The sequence below is a fragment of the Microbispora sp. CA-102843 genome (assembly GCF_050936215.1).
Classification (GTDB): domain Bacteria; phylum Actinomycetota; class Actinomycetes; order Streptosporangiales; family Streptosporangiaceae; genus Microbispora.
On sequence record NZ_JBNJNF010000001.1, the window covers coordinates 4,460,459 to 4,474,632 of the forward strand.

Sequence of the window (14,174 nt, forward strand, 5' to 3'; positions counted from 1 at the left end):
GGAAAGGCGGTGTCGGAGGGTATTGACGGGCGGTCAGTTAACAGTAAAGTTACTTTACTGAGAGCGCTCTCAGGGCTTGTCTCCGCACCCCCCAGAGGAGCCGAGAGATGCACGTGTCGTTCCGGCGATGGCGGCGGGCTCTGCTCGCCGTCGTGTTGCTGGCCCAGGCGGTCGTCCTCGCCGCCGGGCAGCAGGCGGCGAACGCCGCCGTCACGCAGTTGCCCTTCAAGATCACCAACAACTCCGGCCGGGGCGACGCGACGTACGTCTACGTCGTCGCCCGCAACAAGGCCACCGGTCAGCAGGGATACGTGGACGCCTCGGGGACGTGGCGCGCGTACAGCTTCCCCTCGTCGATCCCCAACGGGCCCGTCCCGGCGCCGGACATCTCGATCCCGGGGCCGGCCAACGGCGCGAGCACGACCGTCACGCTGCCGCCGAGCCTGGTCGGCGGCCGCGTCTATCTGTCGATGGGCGCGAAGCTGCGGTTCTTCCTGACCACGAACGGGCTGGTCGAGCCGGCGCCCTGGGTCGACAGCGACCCGAACGCCGGCATCCTCTACGACTGGGCGGAGTTCGCGCGGGACAGCAACGGCGGCACGGGCATCTTCATCAACTCGACCACGGTCGACATGTTCAGCGTCCCGATGGCCGTCAGCGTCACCGACGCCTCCGGCAACACCCAGACGCAGGGCATCCCCGGCAACCGCACCGGCATACTCAACGCGTTCGCGAGCCTGGGGTCGCCGTGGCCGGGACTGACGACGACGCGGGCCTCCGACGGCCTCCCGCTGCGTGTGCTCGCGCCCCCGCACGCCATCGCCAAGGGCCTGTTCCCCTCGACGTACCTCGACTCCTACGTGGGCGGGGTGTGGTCCTACTACGCCACGCACCCGTTGACCGTGCAGACGTCGCTGGGCACCTTCACCGGCACCACCAGCGGCGCGAACTGGACGTTCAGGAACGCGTCCGGCTCCGTCATCGGCACGCTCACCAAACCGGCCACGAGCGACGTCTTCGCGTGTTCCGGCGGCATGCAACCGCAGAACCAGCCCGACCTGGCCGCCATCCTCGCGGTCGGCGCGCGGGTGTGCGCCGCGCTCAACCGCGCGACGCTGTCGACGGCCGGCCGGGTCATGTACGACACCCAGCCGACGACGGACGCGACGAAGTTCTACGGGCAGTCGGCGTCGAACCTGTTCAGCAAGACGATCCACGCCAACTCGCTGAACGGCCTGGCCTACGGCTTCTCCTACGACGACGTCGGCGGGTTCGCCCCGACGATCGACCAGCCCAACCCGTCGTCGGCGGGGATGACGATCGGGAGCTTCGGCACCGGCGGCGGCACGGGCGGCCCCGGTGGCACGGTCACCGGGCAGCCGATCACCGGGCCGGGAGGCAAGTGCGTCGACGTCGCGGGCGACGACACGGGCGGCAACGGCGCGCCGGTGCAGCTGTGGGACTGCCAGTCGTACGCCGTCGACCAGCACTACACGATGGTCGGGAACACGTTGCGCACGTTCAACGGCGGCAAGTGCCTCGACGTCGTCGACAACGGCACCGCCAACGGGTCGAAGGTGCAGCTCTGGGACTGCTCCGGCGGCGGCAACCAGCAGTGGGTGCTGCAGTCGGACGGCTCCATCAAGAACGCCGGGTCCGGCCGGTGCCTCGACTCGCCCAGCGGCGCGACCGCCAACGGCACCCGCCTGCAGATCTACGACTGCAACGGCAGTGCCGCGCAGCGCTGGTCGTTCGCCGGCGGGGCGAACATCGCCGGTCCCGGCGGCAAGTGCGTCGACGTCGCCGGTGACGACACCGGAGGCAACAACACCGCGGTGCAGCTGTGGGACTGCCAGTCCTACGCGAAGGACCAGTTCTGGACCTGGAGCGGGCAGACGCTGCGCACCCTCGGCCGCTGCCTCGACGTGCAGTCGGGCGGCACCGCCAACGGCACCCCGTTGCAGCTGTACGACTGCAACAACACGGGCGCGCAGAACTGGGTGCAGCTGTCCAACGGGTCGATCCAGAACCCCCAGTCGGGCCGGTGTGTCGACTCTCCCAGCGGAGCCACCGGGAACGGCACCCGCCTGCAGATCTACGACTGCAACGGCAGCGCCGCCCAGCGGTTCGTCGTCCAGTGATGTTCCGGCCCGGCGGTGCGCCTTCGCGCCGCCGGGCCGGATCGCCCGCCTCACGAATCGCGGCGGGAACGGGTGGTGGCGAAGGTGCCGCTCGCGAGGATCACGGCGCAGCCCGCCAGCTGGAGCGGGGAGGGGTGCTCGCCGAGGACGGCCCAGCCGAGGACGAGGGCCCCGACGGGCGTGAGCAGCAGCAGGATCGCCCCGACGTGGCTGGCGAGACGGGGCGCGGCCACGGCGACGAGGAGCCAGCCGAGCACCTGTCCGAAGATCGCGACCAGCGCCAGCCAGCCGACGGCCGTCCATCCGGGAGTCAGGTCGACGCCCTGCCAGAGGACGCCCGCGGCCAGCGAGGTGACGGCGGCGGCGACGGTCACCCACAGGTAGGACTGCACCGCCTGCCCGTGCCGCCCTTCCCGCCGAAGCAGGAACAGGAAGCCCGAGTAGCACACGGCCGCCAGCACGGCGTGGACGGTCCCGAGGAGCGGCCGGCTCCCGCCTGCGCCGCCCTCGGCCACACCGCTCGCCAGGACCACGCCGAGCAGGAGGAAGGGCAGGGACACGACGAACCGGCGGGGCGGCGGCTCGCGGTCCACCAGCAGGGCGAGCAGCGGCACCATGACCACCTGGACGTTCACGAGCACGGTGGACAACCCGGCGCCGACCTCGTCGATCGCCGCCGTCCACAGCAGCATGTCGCCGGCGAACAGGGCGCCCGCGGCGAGGGTGACGAGCCGCCGGCGCGCCGGCACCGCACCCTCACGCCCGCGCTCCAGCAGCGCGAGCGGAACCAGCGCGGGAAGGGCCAGCAGGCAGCGGTAGAACGAAGCGGTCCCCGGTGAGGTGCCCGACAGGTGGATGAGCACGGCCGAGGCCGACACGAACAGCGCCCCCAGCGCCATCGACACGGACGGATGGCCTGCGGCGGGGCCGGTCACGCTCGCGGTCCGGCTCTCGCTCACTCGCGTCATGGGCGCCCCCGGCTTCCGGCGGTCCGGTGTGATCCGGTCCGGCTACCCGAGCTACCCCGCGACGCCGGGTCCAGGCCTCGTATCGGCCGGCGCGAAGGCGTATCAGGAGTCGGCGATGCCGAGCTCGCGCTTGACCTCCTGGCGGATCACCTTGCCGGTGGCGTTGCGCGGCAGCGCCTCGGTCGTGATCCGCCACCGCGACGGCACCTTGAAGTAGGCGAGCCGGTCCCGCAGGTGCGCCCGCAGGTCGTCCTCGCCCACGTCCTGCCCAGCCGCCGTCCCGGCCGCAGTGACGACAACGGCGACGACCTCCTGGCCGAGGTCGGGGTGCGGGGCGCCGAGCACGACGCACTCCACCACCGCCGGGTGCTCGGCCAGCGCGTTCTCGATCTCGGCGGGGTAGACGTTCTCGCCGCCCCGGATGATCAGGTCGGAGCGGCGGGTGCTCAGGCGCAGCCGCCCGTCCTCGATCACCCCGATGTCGCCGGTGTGCAGCCACCGGCCCTCCCGTACGGCCTGCTCGGTCGCCTGCGGGTCGCGCCAGTAGCCGAGCATGTTGAACGGGCTGCGGACGCAGACCTCGCCCTCCTCGCCCTCCGGCAGCGGCTTGCCCTCGGGGTCGCGGATCTCCAGCCGTACGGTGGTGATCGGGCGGCCCAGCGTCCCCGGGGCATCCTCCAGGTCCGCCGGGGTGGCGACGGCGATCGCGGTGGACGACTCGGTCAGGCCGTAGCTGTCCACCAGGGACTGCCGGGCGACCGGGAACGCCTCGCGCAGCCGCTGCTTGAACGCGGGGGAGGACGGCGCCGAGGCCAGCGCGAAGGCGGTCAGCGACGACAGGTCGTAGCCCGACAGGTCGCCGTGCTCGATCAGGCGGTTGGCCATCGTCGGCACCGCGCCCCAGTTGGTGACCCGCTCCCGCTCGATGAGTCGCAGCACGCGGTCCACGTCGAATGCGCCCAGGTGCATCACGACGGCGCTGCCGGTCGCGAGGCGGGGCACCGCGAGGTTGTGCAGGCTCGCGATGTGGAACAGCGGCAGCGCCAGCAGGTAGCGCCGGTCCGCCGGGCCGGTCGGGTCGCCGAACGCCTGGGCCAGCGCGTCGTTCATCCGGTGGTATTCGACCACGGAGGTGAGGTTGCGGTGCGTGTGGACCGCGCCCTTGGGGCGTCCAGAGGTGCCGCTCGTGTAGATGATCATCGCCGGGTCGTCCTCGGCGGCGGCGTGCGGGGCCAGCGGAGCGCCGACGTGCCGCTCGACCAGCCGGGGGAGGTCCTCCTCAAGGGTCAGGACCGTCGTCCCCGCGGGGGCGAGCGCGGCCCGTTTGGCATCCGCGACCAGCACCTTCGGCTCCGTGTGACCGAGGGCGTACTCGACCTCCCCGCGTGACCACCACGCGTTGTACGCGACCGCGATGGCGCCGGCGGCCACCGCCGCCCAGAACGAGACGATCCATCCCGGGTGGTTGGCCGCGTTGATCGCGACGCGGTCGCCGGGGCGCACACCGTGCTCCTCGCGCAGCGCGGCGGCGAGCGCGGCCACCTGACGCGCGTGCTCGGCGAAGCTCAGCCGCTCGTCCGCCGTCACGATGTAGTCGCGGTCGCCGTACGCGGCCGAGGCGGCGAGCACCTCGCCGAGGTTGCGAGGCCGGTTCCTGAAGACCGTCATGCGCGCGCCGAGAACCTCCTCCTCGGCGAGCTCGAACGCCCCGCCGGGACCGGTGAGCCCGGCCATCACCGCCGCCGCCGCGAGCCTGGGATCTGTCGACATGCCTATCAGTTCCCTTTCATGCCGGGATGCACCGCGAGCCGAAGTCCGTCCGTGGCCGAAATTGTCGGTAAAGGCCAGGCGCGGGATGCCGGGACTCCCGGTCACCGGGACGGCGAGGCGAATCCCTCGAAGAACAGCGTGGCGAGCGGACGGGCGAACTCGGCGGTCGAGTGGTCGCGGCGGATTGGCCAGTGCGTCGTCGCCTACAAGGAGTCACGCACCGACTCCGGGCGCGCTTCACGACCCCGCCGAGCTGCCGGTGGATGTCGTTCATGTACCGGTCGAGGAGCCAGGCGACTGCCCAAGGTGACCTCCGTGGTTGGGGGCGTTGCCTCATCTGCGTTCAGGCGAGCGTAGGGGCACGTGGAGACCCGGCGTCACGTCGCCGGGTCTCCACCCGTCGCCTCTCGGTTTCCGTTCGTGCTGCCGGAGCAGCTTCGCGGACGCGAACGGCGTGGCGGCGTCTCAGTCGGCTTCGGTGGTGACACGGCCGCCACCAGCGTCCGGGGAGGATGGCGGGATGTTGTGGTTGATGCGGAAAAGGTGGCTCGGGTCGTACTGCGCCTTCAGCGCGGCCAGCCGCCGGTAGTCCGCCTCGGTGTAGGCCCGCCTGACCCGCTCGGGAGCCGAGTCGTGGTCGAACAGGAACCCCGGAAGCGCGGCGCCGGTGTCCCATCGCCGGAGCCGCTCCAGCACCTCGTCGGCGACCTCGCGCGCCGCGTCGGCCTGCCCGGCCGGAGCCGGCATCCGCAGCCACAGGTGGAAGGCCGCGCCCCGGGTGCTGACCGCGTGCGGGCGGCCGGGCTGCCGGTTCAGCGCCCCGCCGAGGTGACGTAGCTCGATGCCGGGGAACGACCCTCCGGGCGTCGAAGCATCGATGAGCGAGGCCAGCTCCTCCACGGCCTCGTCATCCAGCTCGCGCAGCAACGCGCTGCGCAGGTGCGCCCTGACCGGGTTCTTGGGGTCCTGGTAGATCTCAGTGATCTGCGCGTACGGCATGGCGCGGCACGTGTCCTTCTCCGCGCCGAGGGCACGCAACGGCTCCACCAGCCGCGCGCCCTGCTCCCCGTCCCCCATGTAGACCACCCGGATCTGCACGAGCGAACGCCCGCGGAACTCCTCGGGCAGCTGCGGCGCGTCGGGGAAGCGCAGCAGCGTCACGGAGGACGACATCTCCTCCGGCTGTTCCTCGGCCCAGGCCAGGTAGGAACCGAGCACGTGGGCGGCGTGGCCGGGGTCCTCGCCCGGGTAGTAGAGCTCGCCACCGTAGACGGTGCGCAGCGGCAGCAGCTCGATCTCCGCCGCGACCACGACACCGAAGTTGCTCTTGCCGCCCCGCACCGCCCAGAACAGGTCGGGCTCCCGGGCCGGCGAGACGGTGCGGAGCAGGCCGTCGGCGGTGACGATGTCGAGCGAGCGGACGTGGTCGGCGGCGAAGCCGTACGTACGGCAGGCGAGCGGGAGCCCGCCGCCGGTCAGGTAGCCCATCACCCCGACCTGGCCGGAGAAGCCGCACGGCGGCGCGAGGCCATGCTCGGCCGCCGCGGTGAGCACCTCACCCCACCGCAGCCCGGCTCCGATCCTCGCGGTGCCGGCACGTGGGTCCACCGACAGCTCGCGCAGCTCCCCGGTGGCGATGAACACGGCTCCGTCCGCGGGCACCGACTTGCCGTGCCCGGTCGACTGCACCGCGACCGGGCGACCTGCCTCCGCCGCGAACCGGACGGCGGCGGCCACGTCATCGGCGTCGGCGGCGACCACGACCGCCGCGGGCCGGTGCTCGACCGTCAGCAACCAGCCGGAGCAGGCCTCCTCGAAGCCCTCGTCGCCGGGGTAGAGCGTGCGCCCCCGGATCGGCGCGGTGAACCTCGCCGAGGTGGTGGTGTGCCGCGGTGGCGGCGCGCTGTCCGGCGCGTTGACGGGGACTGTGCTCATGGGAGATCACACCTCTGCACGACGAGAATGTTGGACGCGCCAACGTTGGTTTGGCCAACAATACAGCCAATCGTGGGCGTGGCCAACAACTTGCTAGATTGCCCACGTGGACACCCCAGAGGGACCGCCGCCGCAGCGGCTGCGCGCGCTGCCGAGCAGGTTGACCAACCAGGCGGCGCTGACCGCCAACCGGATCGTGGACAAGGCGCTCGCCCAGGCCGGCGTTCGGCGCTACCACTACGCCCTGCTCGCCGCGCTGGAGGAGTACGGCCCGGCCAGCCAGGCCGCCCTCGGGCGCCGCATCGGCATCGACCGCAGCGACATGGTCGCGACCGTCAACGACCTCGCCGAACGGCGACTCCTCGAGCGCGCACCCGACCCGGAAGACCGCCGGCGCAACATCGTCACCATCACCGCGGCGGGCCGGAGGCAGCTCACCCATCTCGACCGGCTGCTCGCCGCCGCCCAAGACGAGTTCCTCGCCCCGCTGCCCGCGGCCGACCGGCGGAACCTGATCGACCTGCTCACCCGCCTCATCGAACATCACGGCGACAAGCGCGACTGACGCGTCATTCGCCGATCGGGAGTGCGGGCCGGCGATTCGACGCCGGCGCCTCCTCACCTTCTGATCACAAAACCCGAGTTAAGTCACCGCCCTATCTTCCGCTCTCGGTCAAAATTCGTTAGACCGGCATGATCATCATGGCGAACTGGTGGCAGAGCGCGCTCAAGCAGGCGATGGGCGATCGGTACGCCGACGTCGGCGTGGCGCCGGTCCCGGTCGGCCCGGGCGGCTCGGCGTCAGCGGGCGTGTCCTACTCCTGGCTGACGATGGTGAACGGCAAGGCCTCGTCGCCCAAGCAGGACGCGGCGTGGAAGTTCCTCCAGTTCCTCAACGGACCCGAGAGCGGCAAGGGCGGATCGTCCGCGATGGGCGACATCCTGATGTCGATGGGCATCCTGCCCAGCAGGACCAGCGACCTCACGGCGCACAAGACCGACCTGTCCGACCCGTTCATCGCGGCGTACGTCGCCGAGTTGCCGAACGCGAAGCCTTTCCCGACGGTGCTCGGCGGCGAGGCCATGAGCCAGGCCGTGCAGAAGCACATCGAGAACGTCGTGTTCGGCAAGGAAACCGCGCAGCAGGCGATGACCGCGGCGCAGAAGGAGGTCACCGACATCCTCGAAAAGGCCGGCGCATGACGGTCCAGGCGTCCCGCACCGCCGTCCGGGGGACCACCGGATGGCGGGCCCGGGCTCGGGGGTCCGCCAGGCGGGGGGCGGCGATCGCCTTCCTCTCGCCGGCGATGGCGGTCATCGTCCTGTTCGTCGCCGTGCCGATCGCCCTGACGTTCTGGATCAGCCTGCACGACTGGTCGATGTACACGCCGCTGTCGCAGATGACGTGGCGAGGCCTGGGCAACTACACGGACCTGCTGCACAGTGACGACTTCCTGAACGCACTCGGGAACACCCTGGTGTACGTCGTGCTGGTCCTGGTGACGACGGTTCCGCTGGCCCTGGCGCTCGGGATGCTGCTCTACTTCCCGAAGGTCGCGGGCAAGGCGGCGGCGCGGGCCGCCCTGTTCTCGACCTACGTCATCCCCACGGTGGCCATCGCGATCGTCTGGGGCGCGCTGTACGCGCCCGGCTACGGCCCGATCTCGCAGGCGCTCGACGCCGTCGGGATCGATTCGCCCGCCTGGCTGAGCGACCCCCAGACGGCGCTGTTCTCCCTGGTCGTCTTCCATGTATGGCAGATGACCGGTTACTACACGATCCTGGTCATCGCGGGGCTCACCCAGATTCCCGACGACGTGTACGAGGCGGCCCGCATCGACGGCGCCGGCTTCTGGCGGCAGACGTTCAGCGTCACGCTGCCCCTGCTCCGCCGTACGACGACCTTCATCGTGCTGATCGCCGCGATCAACGCGATCCAGGTCTTCGACCCCGTCTACATCCTCACCCAGGGCGGGCCGGCCGAGAGCACCACGGTCCTGTCGTACGCGATCCAGCGGGCGGCGTTCCAGAACGGGATGGCGGGCCAGGCGAGCGCGATGGCCTCCAGCCTGCTGCTCGTGCTGGTCGCCGTCGCGGGGGTCGTCCTCGCCGCCATGCGCCGGCGGTCGGCGCCGGAGGGACGGTCATGAGGCGGACGGCACGCGCGGGCACGGCTCTCGCACTCGGGCTGGTCATCCTGGTGCCGCTGTTCCCCCTCTACTGGATGGTGATCTCGGCCCTGAAGGGCCCGGAGGAGCTGCAGAAGGCGCCGCCGACCTGGTTCCCGTCCCACGCGTCGCTCTCCGCGTTCGGCGAGGTCTTCCAGGCCGTCCCCTTCGGCAGCGCCTTCGTCAACAGCGTCCTGATCGCCGGGGTCTCGACGCTGTCGGTCCTGGTGACCAGCGTCATGGCCGGCTTCGTGTTCGCGAAGTATCGCTTCCGGGGCCGCGACCTGCTCTTCTGGTCGGTCGTCGCCACGATGTTCCTGCCGCCGATCGTGACCCTGGTGCCGTTGTACTGGCTGGTCTCCACCATGGGCCTGGCCGACTCCTACCTGGGCGTGATGCTGCCCTGGCTGGCGAACGCCTTCGGCATCTTCCTGATGCGGCAGTTCATCGCGGACGTCCCCGAGGAGCTGATCGAGGCCGCCCGGTTGGACGGCGCCTCGGAGGCGCGCATCGTCTGGCAGATCGTCACGCCGCTGCTGCGTCCCGCGCTGGTCAGCCTCGCGATCTTCGCCTTCGTCTTCTACTGGAACAACTTCCTGTGGCCGCTGTCGATCCTGCAGTCGGACGACAAGTTCCCCGTCGTCCTCGCGCTGAGCCGCCTGCTGTCCTACAGCACGAGCGTGCAGTACCAGAACGTGGTCATGGCCGGAGCGCTGATCGCCAGCGTGCCCACGATCGTGGTGTTCCTGCTCGCCCAGCGCGTGTTCGTGCAGAGCATCTCCCGGACGGGGGTGAAGGGATGACGACGTTCGTCGGCATCGACGTCGGCGGCACCTCCGTACGGGTCCTGGCCGCGACGCCGGACGGGCGCGGCGAGCTCGTCACGGCTCCGGTGGCCGGCTCCTACGACGCCTTCCTCACCCAGGTGGCCGGGCTCTGCGCGGGAGTCGTACGACCGGCGGGAGTCGGGATCGGCCTGCCGGGGACCTCCGGCGAGGACCGGCCGCTGTTCGTCCCCGCGCTGCCGTGGCTGGAGGGCCGGCCGCTGCGGGAGGATCTGGAGACCCGCCTCGGCGCGCCGGTGCGGCTCGGCCTGGACGGCCACCTCACCTTGCTCGCCGAGGCCGCGGAGGGCGCGGCCAAGGGGGTCAGGTCCGCTGTGCTGCTGGCCGTCGGGACCGGTATCGGCGGCGCCCTTCTGATCGACGGCCGGATCTGGCGCGGAGTCCACGGCAGCGCCGGATCGTGGGGCTGGCTGCCGGCCGACGTGCCGGACGACCCGGTCCACGGCCCGTTCGAGCAGGCCGCCTCCGGCACGTCGCTGCGCGACGGTCCCACTCTGGTGGCCGCGGCCCGCGAGGGGGACGAACGGGCGTGCGCCGCACTCGACGCGTACGCCGCCCGCCTCGCCAGGGGAGTCGCGGCGGTCGCCAGCACGATCGATCCCGAGATCATTCTCATCGGCGGCGGGCTGGCCGACGCGATGGACGTCCTCGGCCCTCCGCTGCAGCGGCACGTCACGAGGTTCGCCTCACCCGACGGCCGCCGGGTGCCGGTGCGGCCCGCCGCCCTGGGATCCCGGGCGGGCGTCGTGGGAGCACTCCTCATCGCCAGAACGGAGGAATGGTGATCGTCAAGGGGCTGGACCCCACCTCGGGAGTCCCTCTCTACCTGCAGGTCGAGCGGAGCCTGCAGCAACGCGTCGACGCCGGCGAGTGGGTGCCGGGCCAGCGGCTGCCGACCGAGGAGGAGCTGGGCAGGGCGTACGGCGTCAGCCGCGTCACGGTGCGGCAGGCGGTGGCCCGGCTGGTCGACCGCGGGGTGCTGGTCAGGGAACAGGGCCGGGGCACCTTCGTCCGCGACACGAGCCTGACCGCCGGCGCGCGGTGGGTCACGTCCTTCACCGCCGAACTCGCCCAGCTCGGCCACAGCGCGGGCTCGCGGGTCCTCGGCCAGACGGTCGTCACCGCGGGCGAGGAGGACCTGCCCCCCGAGATGCAGCTGCCGGCCGACGCCCGGATGCTGCGGCTGCGCAGGCTCAGGACCGACGGCTCCCGGCCCGTGAGAGTGCAGACCGCGCTCCTCCCGCTCGACCGGTTCCCCGGCATCGACGACCTCGACTTCAGCGACCGGTCGCTCTACCAGACCCTCAACGAGCGCTACGGCCTGGTCCCGCGCGAGGCCGTCGAGACCTTCACGGTCGGCGGCGTGCTCGACGAGGACGCCACGACCCTCGGAGTGGCCGCGGGCGCCCACGCGTTCTACGTCAAACGCCTCACCTTCGACGCCCAGTGATCAGGCCCTTCGCCTATCGCAGCGGGACCCGGATGCCCGAGTCGGCGCGGCTGCATCGCGCTGAACCTCGGCGTGGGCTACAGCGGAGACCCCGACTGGTCCCACGGCCAGTGGCGCGGCCGGAAGTGGAGTCTGCTGTCGGAGTACCTCACTCGAGGAGCTCGACCGCGTGCGCGAACTGCTCCACGGGCCTCCAGAACGGCAGCCGCAGATGGGAACGCTGCGCGTTCGAGGGGGAGAAGGCCGGTCCCGCGGTGACCAGCACGCCCCTCCTCCGTGCGCGTTCGGCCATGGCGACGGCGTCGGTTCCGGTGTCGATCCACAGCGCCGTGCCGCCGTGCGGCGGCGTCCACCGCCACGCCGGGCGCCGTTCTGCCAGGACCGCCGCCGCCTCGGCGAGATGGGCCCGCAGGCGCCGGGTGCGCTCCTGCCGGGCCCGATCGGCCTGCGCCAGGAGCTCGGCGGTCACCATCTGGTCGATCACCGGAGCCGCCAGGTCCAGCGCCGCCTTGGCCTGCGTCAGCCGCACGATCATCGGACGCTCCGCGCGGATCCACCCGACCCGCAGTCCGCCCCAGAGCAGTTTGGACGCGGTGCCGATCCGGATCACCGAGCCGGTATTCGCGGAGCCGGGATTCGCCGGGTCGGGCAGCGGGGGCCGGACCCCGCGGTCGTCGAGGACGAGGTCGGCGCACGATCGGTCCTCGATCGTCAGCACGCCGTGCCTGCCGACGATCTCGCTGAGCCGCTTCCTGGCCGCCGCCGGCAGGCTGATCCCGGTGGGGTTGTGCGCCGCGGGCTGGCAGTAGAGCAGGGCGGCCCGATGGACGACCCGTTCGAGGTGGTCGAGGTCGAGGCCGTCCTCTCGTACGGGCACCCCCGTCAGCCGCGCCCCAGCCGTACGGAACGCCTCGATCGCACCTCGGTAGCTCGGCTCCTCGACCAGGACCTCGTCTCCCGGCGCGACCAGGGACGACGCGCACAACCAGACGGCCTGCTGGGACCCGGACGTGACGAGGATCTGATCCGGCTCGGTCGGCAGACCCTGCGTGGTGTACTGCTCGGCCACGATCGTGCGAAGACGAGGCAGCCCCGCGGCGTAGTAGCCGTCATCCGCGAGGTAGACGTCGAGCTCGCCCAGGTCGACCGCCGCGACGACGTCCCGCACCAGCGACAGGGCGGGCAGGGCGCCGCTGGAGAGGTCCAGCTCGACGGGGCGGCGGGTGCGCCCGAAGGACGCCAACCGTCCCTCGACGGGGTGATCTCCTCCCGCACTCCGGTCGCGCCGGATGCGCGACCCGGACCCCTGCCGGGACGTCAGCCGTCCCCGCGCGGCCAGCTCCGCGTACGCCTCGGCGACGGTCCCGCGGGACACCCCCAGCGCGGCGGCCAGCGCGCGTTGCGGCGGCAGCGCGGCCCCGTCGACCAGCACGTTGCCGGCGATCAGCTCGGCGAGCGCGTCGGCGAGCGCGTGCGGCAGCGGCACGTCCTCCGCCCGCCATCCCCCGATCAAGCGGGCCAACGCGGCACTGTCGACGTGTTCCGCACGGGCCATGGACCAATTCTGCGTGATTGGCCTGGCCGATGCGGCGACGGCCGGACATCCTCGTCCGTACGCGCAGGTCGATGACGACGACAGGAGGTCGCGGTGGCGACAGTAGTGCTGCTGGGAACGCTGGACACCAAGACCGAGGAGTATCGCTGGGTCCGCGACCAACTGCGTGACGCGGGCTGCGACGTGCTCCTGATCAATGTCGGCACCTTCGCCCAGGGGGCGGAACTCGCCGACATCGGCGCGGAGGAGGTGGCGCGGGCGGCCGGCACCGAGCTCGACCGGCTCCGCGACGCCCGCGACCGCGGCGCCGCCATGGACGCGATGGCGACCGGCGCCGCCGTGATCGTGCGGCGGCTGTTCGAGGAGGGGCGTCTCGACGGCCTTCTCGCGATCGGCGGCTCCAGCGGCTCGTCCGTCGCCGCCCGTGCGCTTCAGGCCCTGCCCGTCGGAGTGCCCAAGCTGCTGGTCTCGACCATGGCCTCGGGCGACGTCGGCCCCTACGTCGGAGACGCCGACGTCACCCTCATGTACTCCGTCGTGGACATCTCCGGCATCAACCGCCTCTCGCGAGCGGTTCTCGGCAACGCCGCCGCCGCGGCGGCCGGGATGGCCCAGCGGTACGCCCGGGTTCGCACAGAGACCGGCACAGAGACGGGCGACGAGCGGAAGCTCGTCGGCGCCACGATGTTCGGGCTCACCACGCCCGCCGTGGACGAAGCCCGTGACTACCTGACCGGTGCCGGATACGAAGTGCTCGTCTTCCACGCCACCGGGTCCGGCGGGCGGGCGATGGAGGCACTAGCCGCCTCCGGCATGCTCGACGGCGTCCTCGACCTGACCACCACCGAGCTGGCCGACGACCTCGTCGGCGGGGTCCTCACCGCCGGCCCCGACCGGCTGGAGGCGGCGGGGCGAGCCGGCATCCCGCAGGTGGTCAGCGTCGGCGCGCTCGACATGGTCAACTTCGGGCCCCGGGACACCGTCCCGGAGAAGTTCGCGGACCGGAAGTTCCTAGTGCACAACCCCACGGTCACCCTCATGCGGACGACCCGCGACGAGATGGCCGAGCTGGGCGCCCGGATCGGCGACAAGCTCAGCCGCGCCACCGGGCCGGTGGAGGTCTACCTGCCGCTCAAGGGCGTCTCCGGGATCGACGTCGAAGGAGGGCCCTTCGCCGACCCCGACGCCGACGCCGCCTGCTTCACCGCGCTCCGGGACGGCCTGAAGGACACCGGCGTCCCCGTCCACGACGTGGACGCCGCCATCAACGATCCGGGCTTCGGCCGTGCCGCGGCCGAAGCCCTGCACCGCCTCATCTGCGCACGTCGAACCGGAGAATGAG

12 protein-coding genes are annotated in these 14,174 nt (G+C 71.8%); 8 read left to right on the forward strand and 4 right to left on the reverse strand.

What is annotated here, in order from left to right:
* The first annotated feature begins 107 nt into the window (after positions 1-107).
* The gene (locus tag ACQEVJ_RS20595; RefSeq protein WP_433103337.1) at positions 108-2,141 is read left to right on the forward strand and encodes a beta-1,3-glucanase family protein; all 2,034 of its coding nucleotides are present in this window, start codon (positions 108-110) and stop codon (positions 2,139-2,141) included.
* A 50-nt stretch (positions 2,142-2,191) separates the two neighbouring features.
* Here the strand turns inward: ACQEVJ_RS20595 and ACQEVJ_RS20600 are convergent, their stop codons facing one another.
* From ACQEVJ_RS20600 to ACQEVJ_RS20610, 3 genes are all read right to left on the reverse strand, one after another.
* The gene (locus tag ACQEVJ_RS20600) at positions 2,192-3,109 is read right to left on the reverse strand and encodes a DMT family transporter (RefSeq protein WP_433103339.1); all 918 of its coding nucleotides are present in this window, start codon (positions 3,107-3,109) and stop codon (positions 2,192-2,194) included.
* Positions 3,110-3,211: 102 nt separating this feature from the next.
* Positions 3,212-4,879, reverse strand: coding sequence for a class I adenylate-forming enzyme family protein (locus tag ACQEVJ_RS20605; protein ID WP_433103341.1), 1,668 nt, complete (start codon positions 4,877-4,879; stop codon positions 3,212-3,214).
* Positions 4,880-5,344: 465 nt separating this feature from the next.
* Positions 5,345-6,814 (reverse strand): FAD-binding oxidoreductase, encoded by a 1,470-nt coding sequence (locus ACQEVJ_RS20610; RefSeq protein WP_433103343.1) that lies wholly within the window; start codon positions 6,812-6,814, stop codon positions 5,345-5,347.
* A gap of 106 nt (positions 6,815-6,920) precedes the next feature.
* Here ACQEVJ_RS20610 and ACQEVJ_RS20615 point away from each other — a divergent pair, with 106 nt between their 5' ends.
* The 6 genes from ACQEVJ_RS20615 (at position 6,921) to ACQEVJ_RS20640 (ending at position 11,277) form a co-directional block, all read left to right on the forward strand.
* The gene (locus tag ACQEVJ_RS20615) at positions 6,921-7,379 is read left to right on the forward strand and encodes a MarR family winged helix-turn-helix transcriptional regulator (protein ID WP_433103345.1); all 459 of its coding nucleotides are present in this window, start codon (positions 6,921-6,923) and stop codon (positions 7,377-7,379) included.
* A gap of 128 nt (positions 7,380-7,507) precedes the next feature.
* Positions 7,508-8,017: an extracellular solute-binding protein gene (locus ACQEVJ_RS20620; protein WP_433103347.1), complete on the forward strand. Its 510-nt coding sequence runs from the start codon at positions 7,508-7,510 to the stop codon at positions 8,015-8,017.
* Positions 8,014-8,964, forward strand: a complete 951-nt coding sequence (locus tag ACQEVJ_RS20625) for a carbohydrate ABC transporter permease (RefSeq protein WP_433103349.1) — start codon at positions 8,014-8,016, stop codon at positions 8,962-8,964. Before ACQEVJ_RS20620 ends, ACQEVJ_RS20625 begins: the two co-directional genes overlap by 4 nt.
* Positions 8,961-9,785 (forward strand): carbohydrate ABC transporter permease, encoded by an 825-nt coding sequence (locus ACQEVJ_RS20630; RefSeq protein ID WP_433103352.1) that lies wholly within the window; start codon positions 8,961-8,963, stop codon positions 9,783-9,785. Before ACQEVJ_RS20625 ends, ACQEVJ_RS20630 begins: the two co-directional genes overlap by 4 nt.
* The gene (locus tag ACQEVJ_RS20635) at positions 9,782-10,612 is read left to right on the forward strand and encodes an ROK family protein (RefSeq protein ID WP_433103355.1); all 831 of its coding nucleotides are present in this window, start codon (positions 9,782-9,784) and stop codon (positions 10,610-10,612) included. The genes ACQEVJ_RS20630 and ACQEVJ_RS20635 overlap by 4 nt, the downstream gene beginning before the upstream one ends.
* Positions 10,606-11,277 carry a GntR family transcriptional regulator gene (locus tag ACQEVJ_RS20640; RefSeq protein ID WP_433103357.1) on the forward strand — a complete coding sequence of 224 codons (672 nt, stop codon included), beginning with the start codon at positions 10,606-10,608 and terminating at the stop codon, positions 11,275-11,277. The genes ACQEVJ_RS20635 and ACQEVJ_RS20640 overlap by 7 nt, the downstream gene beginning before the upstream one ends.
* Positions 11,278-11,425: 148 nt before the next feature.
* Here the strand turns inward: ACQEVJ_RS20640 and ACQEVJ_RS20645 are convergent, their stop codons facing one another.
* Positions 11,426-12,832, reverse strand: coding sequence for a PLP-dependent aminotransferase family protein (locus ACQEVJ_RS20645; protein ID WP_433103359.1), 1,407 nt, complete (start codon positions 12,830-12,832; stop codon positions 11,426-11,428).
* Positions 12,833-12,925: 93 nt separating this feature from the next.
* Between ACQEVJ_RS20645 and ACQEVJ_RS20650 the strand changes: the two genes are divergently transcribed.
* Positions 12,926-14,173, forward strand: a complete 1,248-nt coding sequence (locus ACQEVJ_RS20650) for a Tm-1-like ATP-binding domain-containing protein (protein WP_433103361.1) — start codon at positions 12,926-12,928, stop codon at positions 14,171-14,173.
* The last annotated feature ends 1 nt before the right edge of the window (position 14,174 follow it).

Coding starts and splice junctions, on each gene's coding strand:
- ACQEVJ_RS20635 (WP_433103355.1), top strand. CDS start 9,782: ATGACGACGTTCGTCGGCATCGACGTCGGCGGCACCTCCGTACGGGTC.
- ACQEVJ_RS20620 (WP_433103347.1), top strand. CDS start 7,508: ATGATCATCATGGCGAACTGGTGGCAGAGCGCGCTCAAGCAGGCGATG.
- ACQEVJ_RS20645 (WP_433103359.1), bottom strand. CDS start 12,832: ATGGCCCGTGCGGAACACGTCGACAGTGCCGCGTTGGCCCGCTTGATC.
- ACQEVJ_RS20640 (WP_433103357.1), top strand. CDS start 10,606: ATGGTGATCGTCAAGGGGCTGGACCCCACCTCGGGAGTCCCTCTCTAC.
- ACQEVJ_RS20595 (WP_433103337.1), top strand. CDS start 108: ATGCACGTGTCGTTCCGGCGATGGCGGCGGGCTCTGCTCGCCGTCGTG.
- ACQEVJ_RS20610 (WP_433103343.1), bottom strand. CDS start 6,814: ATGAGCACAGTCCCCGTCAACGCGCCGGACAGCGCGCCGCCACCGCGG.
- ACQEVJ_RS20630 (WP_433103352.1), top strand. CDS start 8,961: ATGAGGCGGACGGCACGCGCGGGCACGGCTCTCGCACTCGGGCTGGTC.
- ACQEVJ_RS20625 (WP_433103349.1), top strand. CDS start 8,014: ATGACGGTCCAGGCGTCCCGCACCGCCGTCCGGGGGACCACCGGATGG.
- ACQEVJ_RS20605 (WP_433103341.1), bottom strand. CDS start 4,879: ATGTCGACAGATCCCAGGCTCGCGGCGGCGGCGGTGATGGCCGGGCTC.
- ACQEVJ_RS20600 (WP_433103339.1), bottom strand. CDS start 3,109: ATGACGCGAGTGAGCGAGAGCCGGACCGCGAGCGTGACCGGCCCCGCC.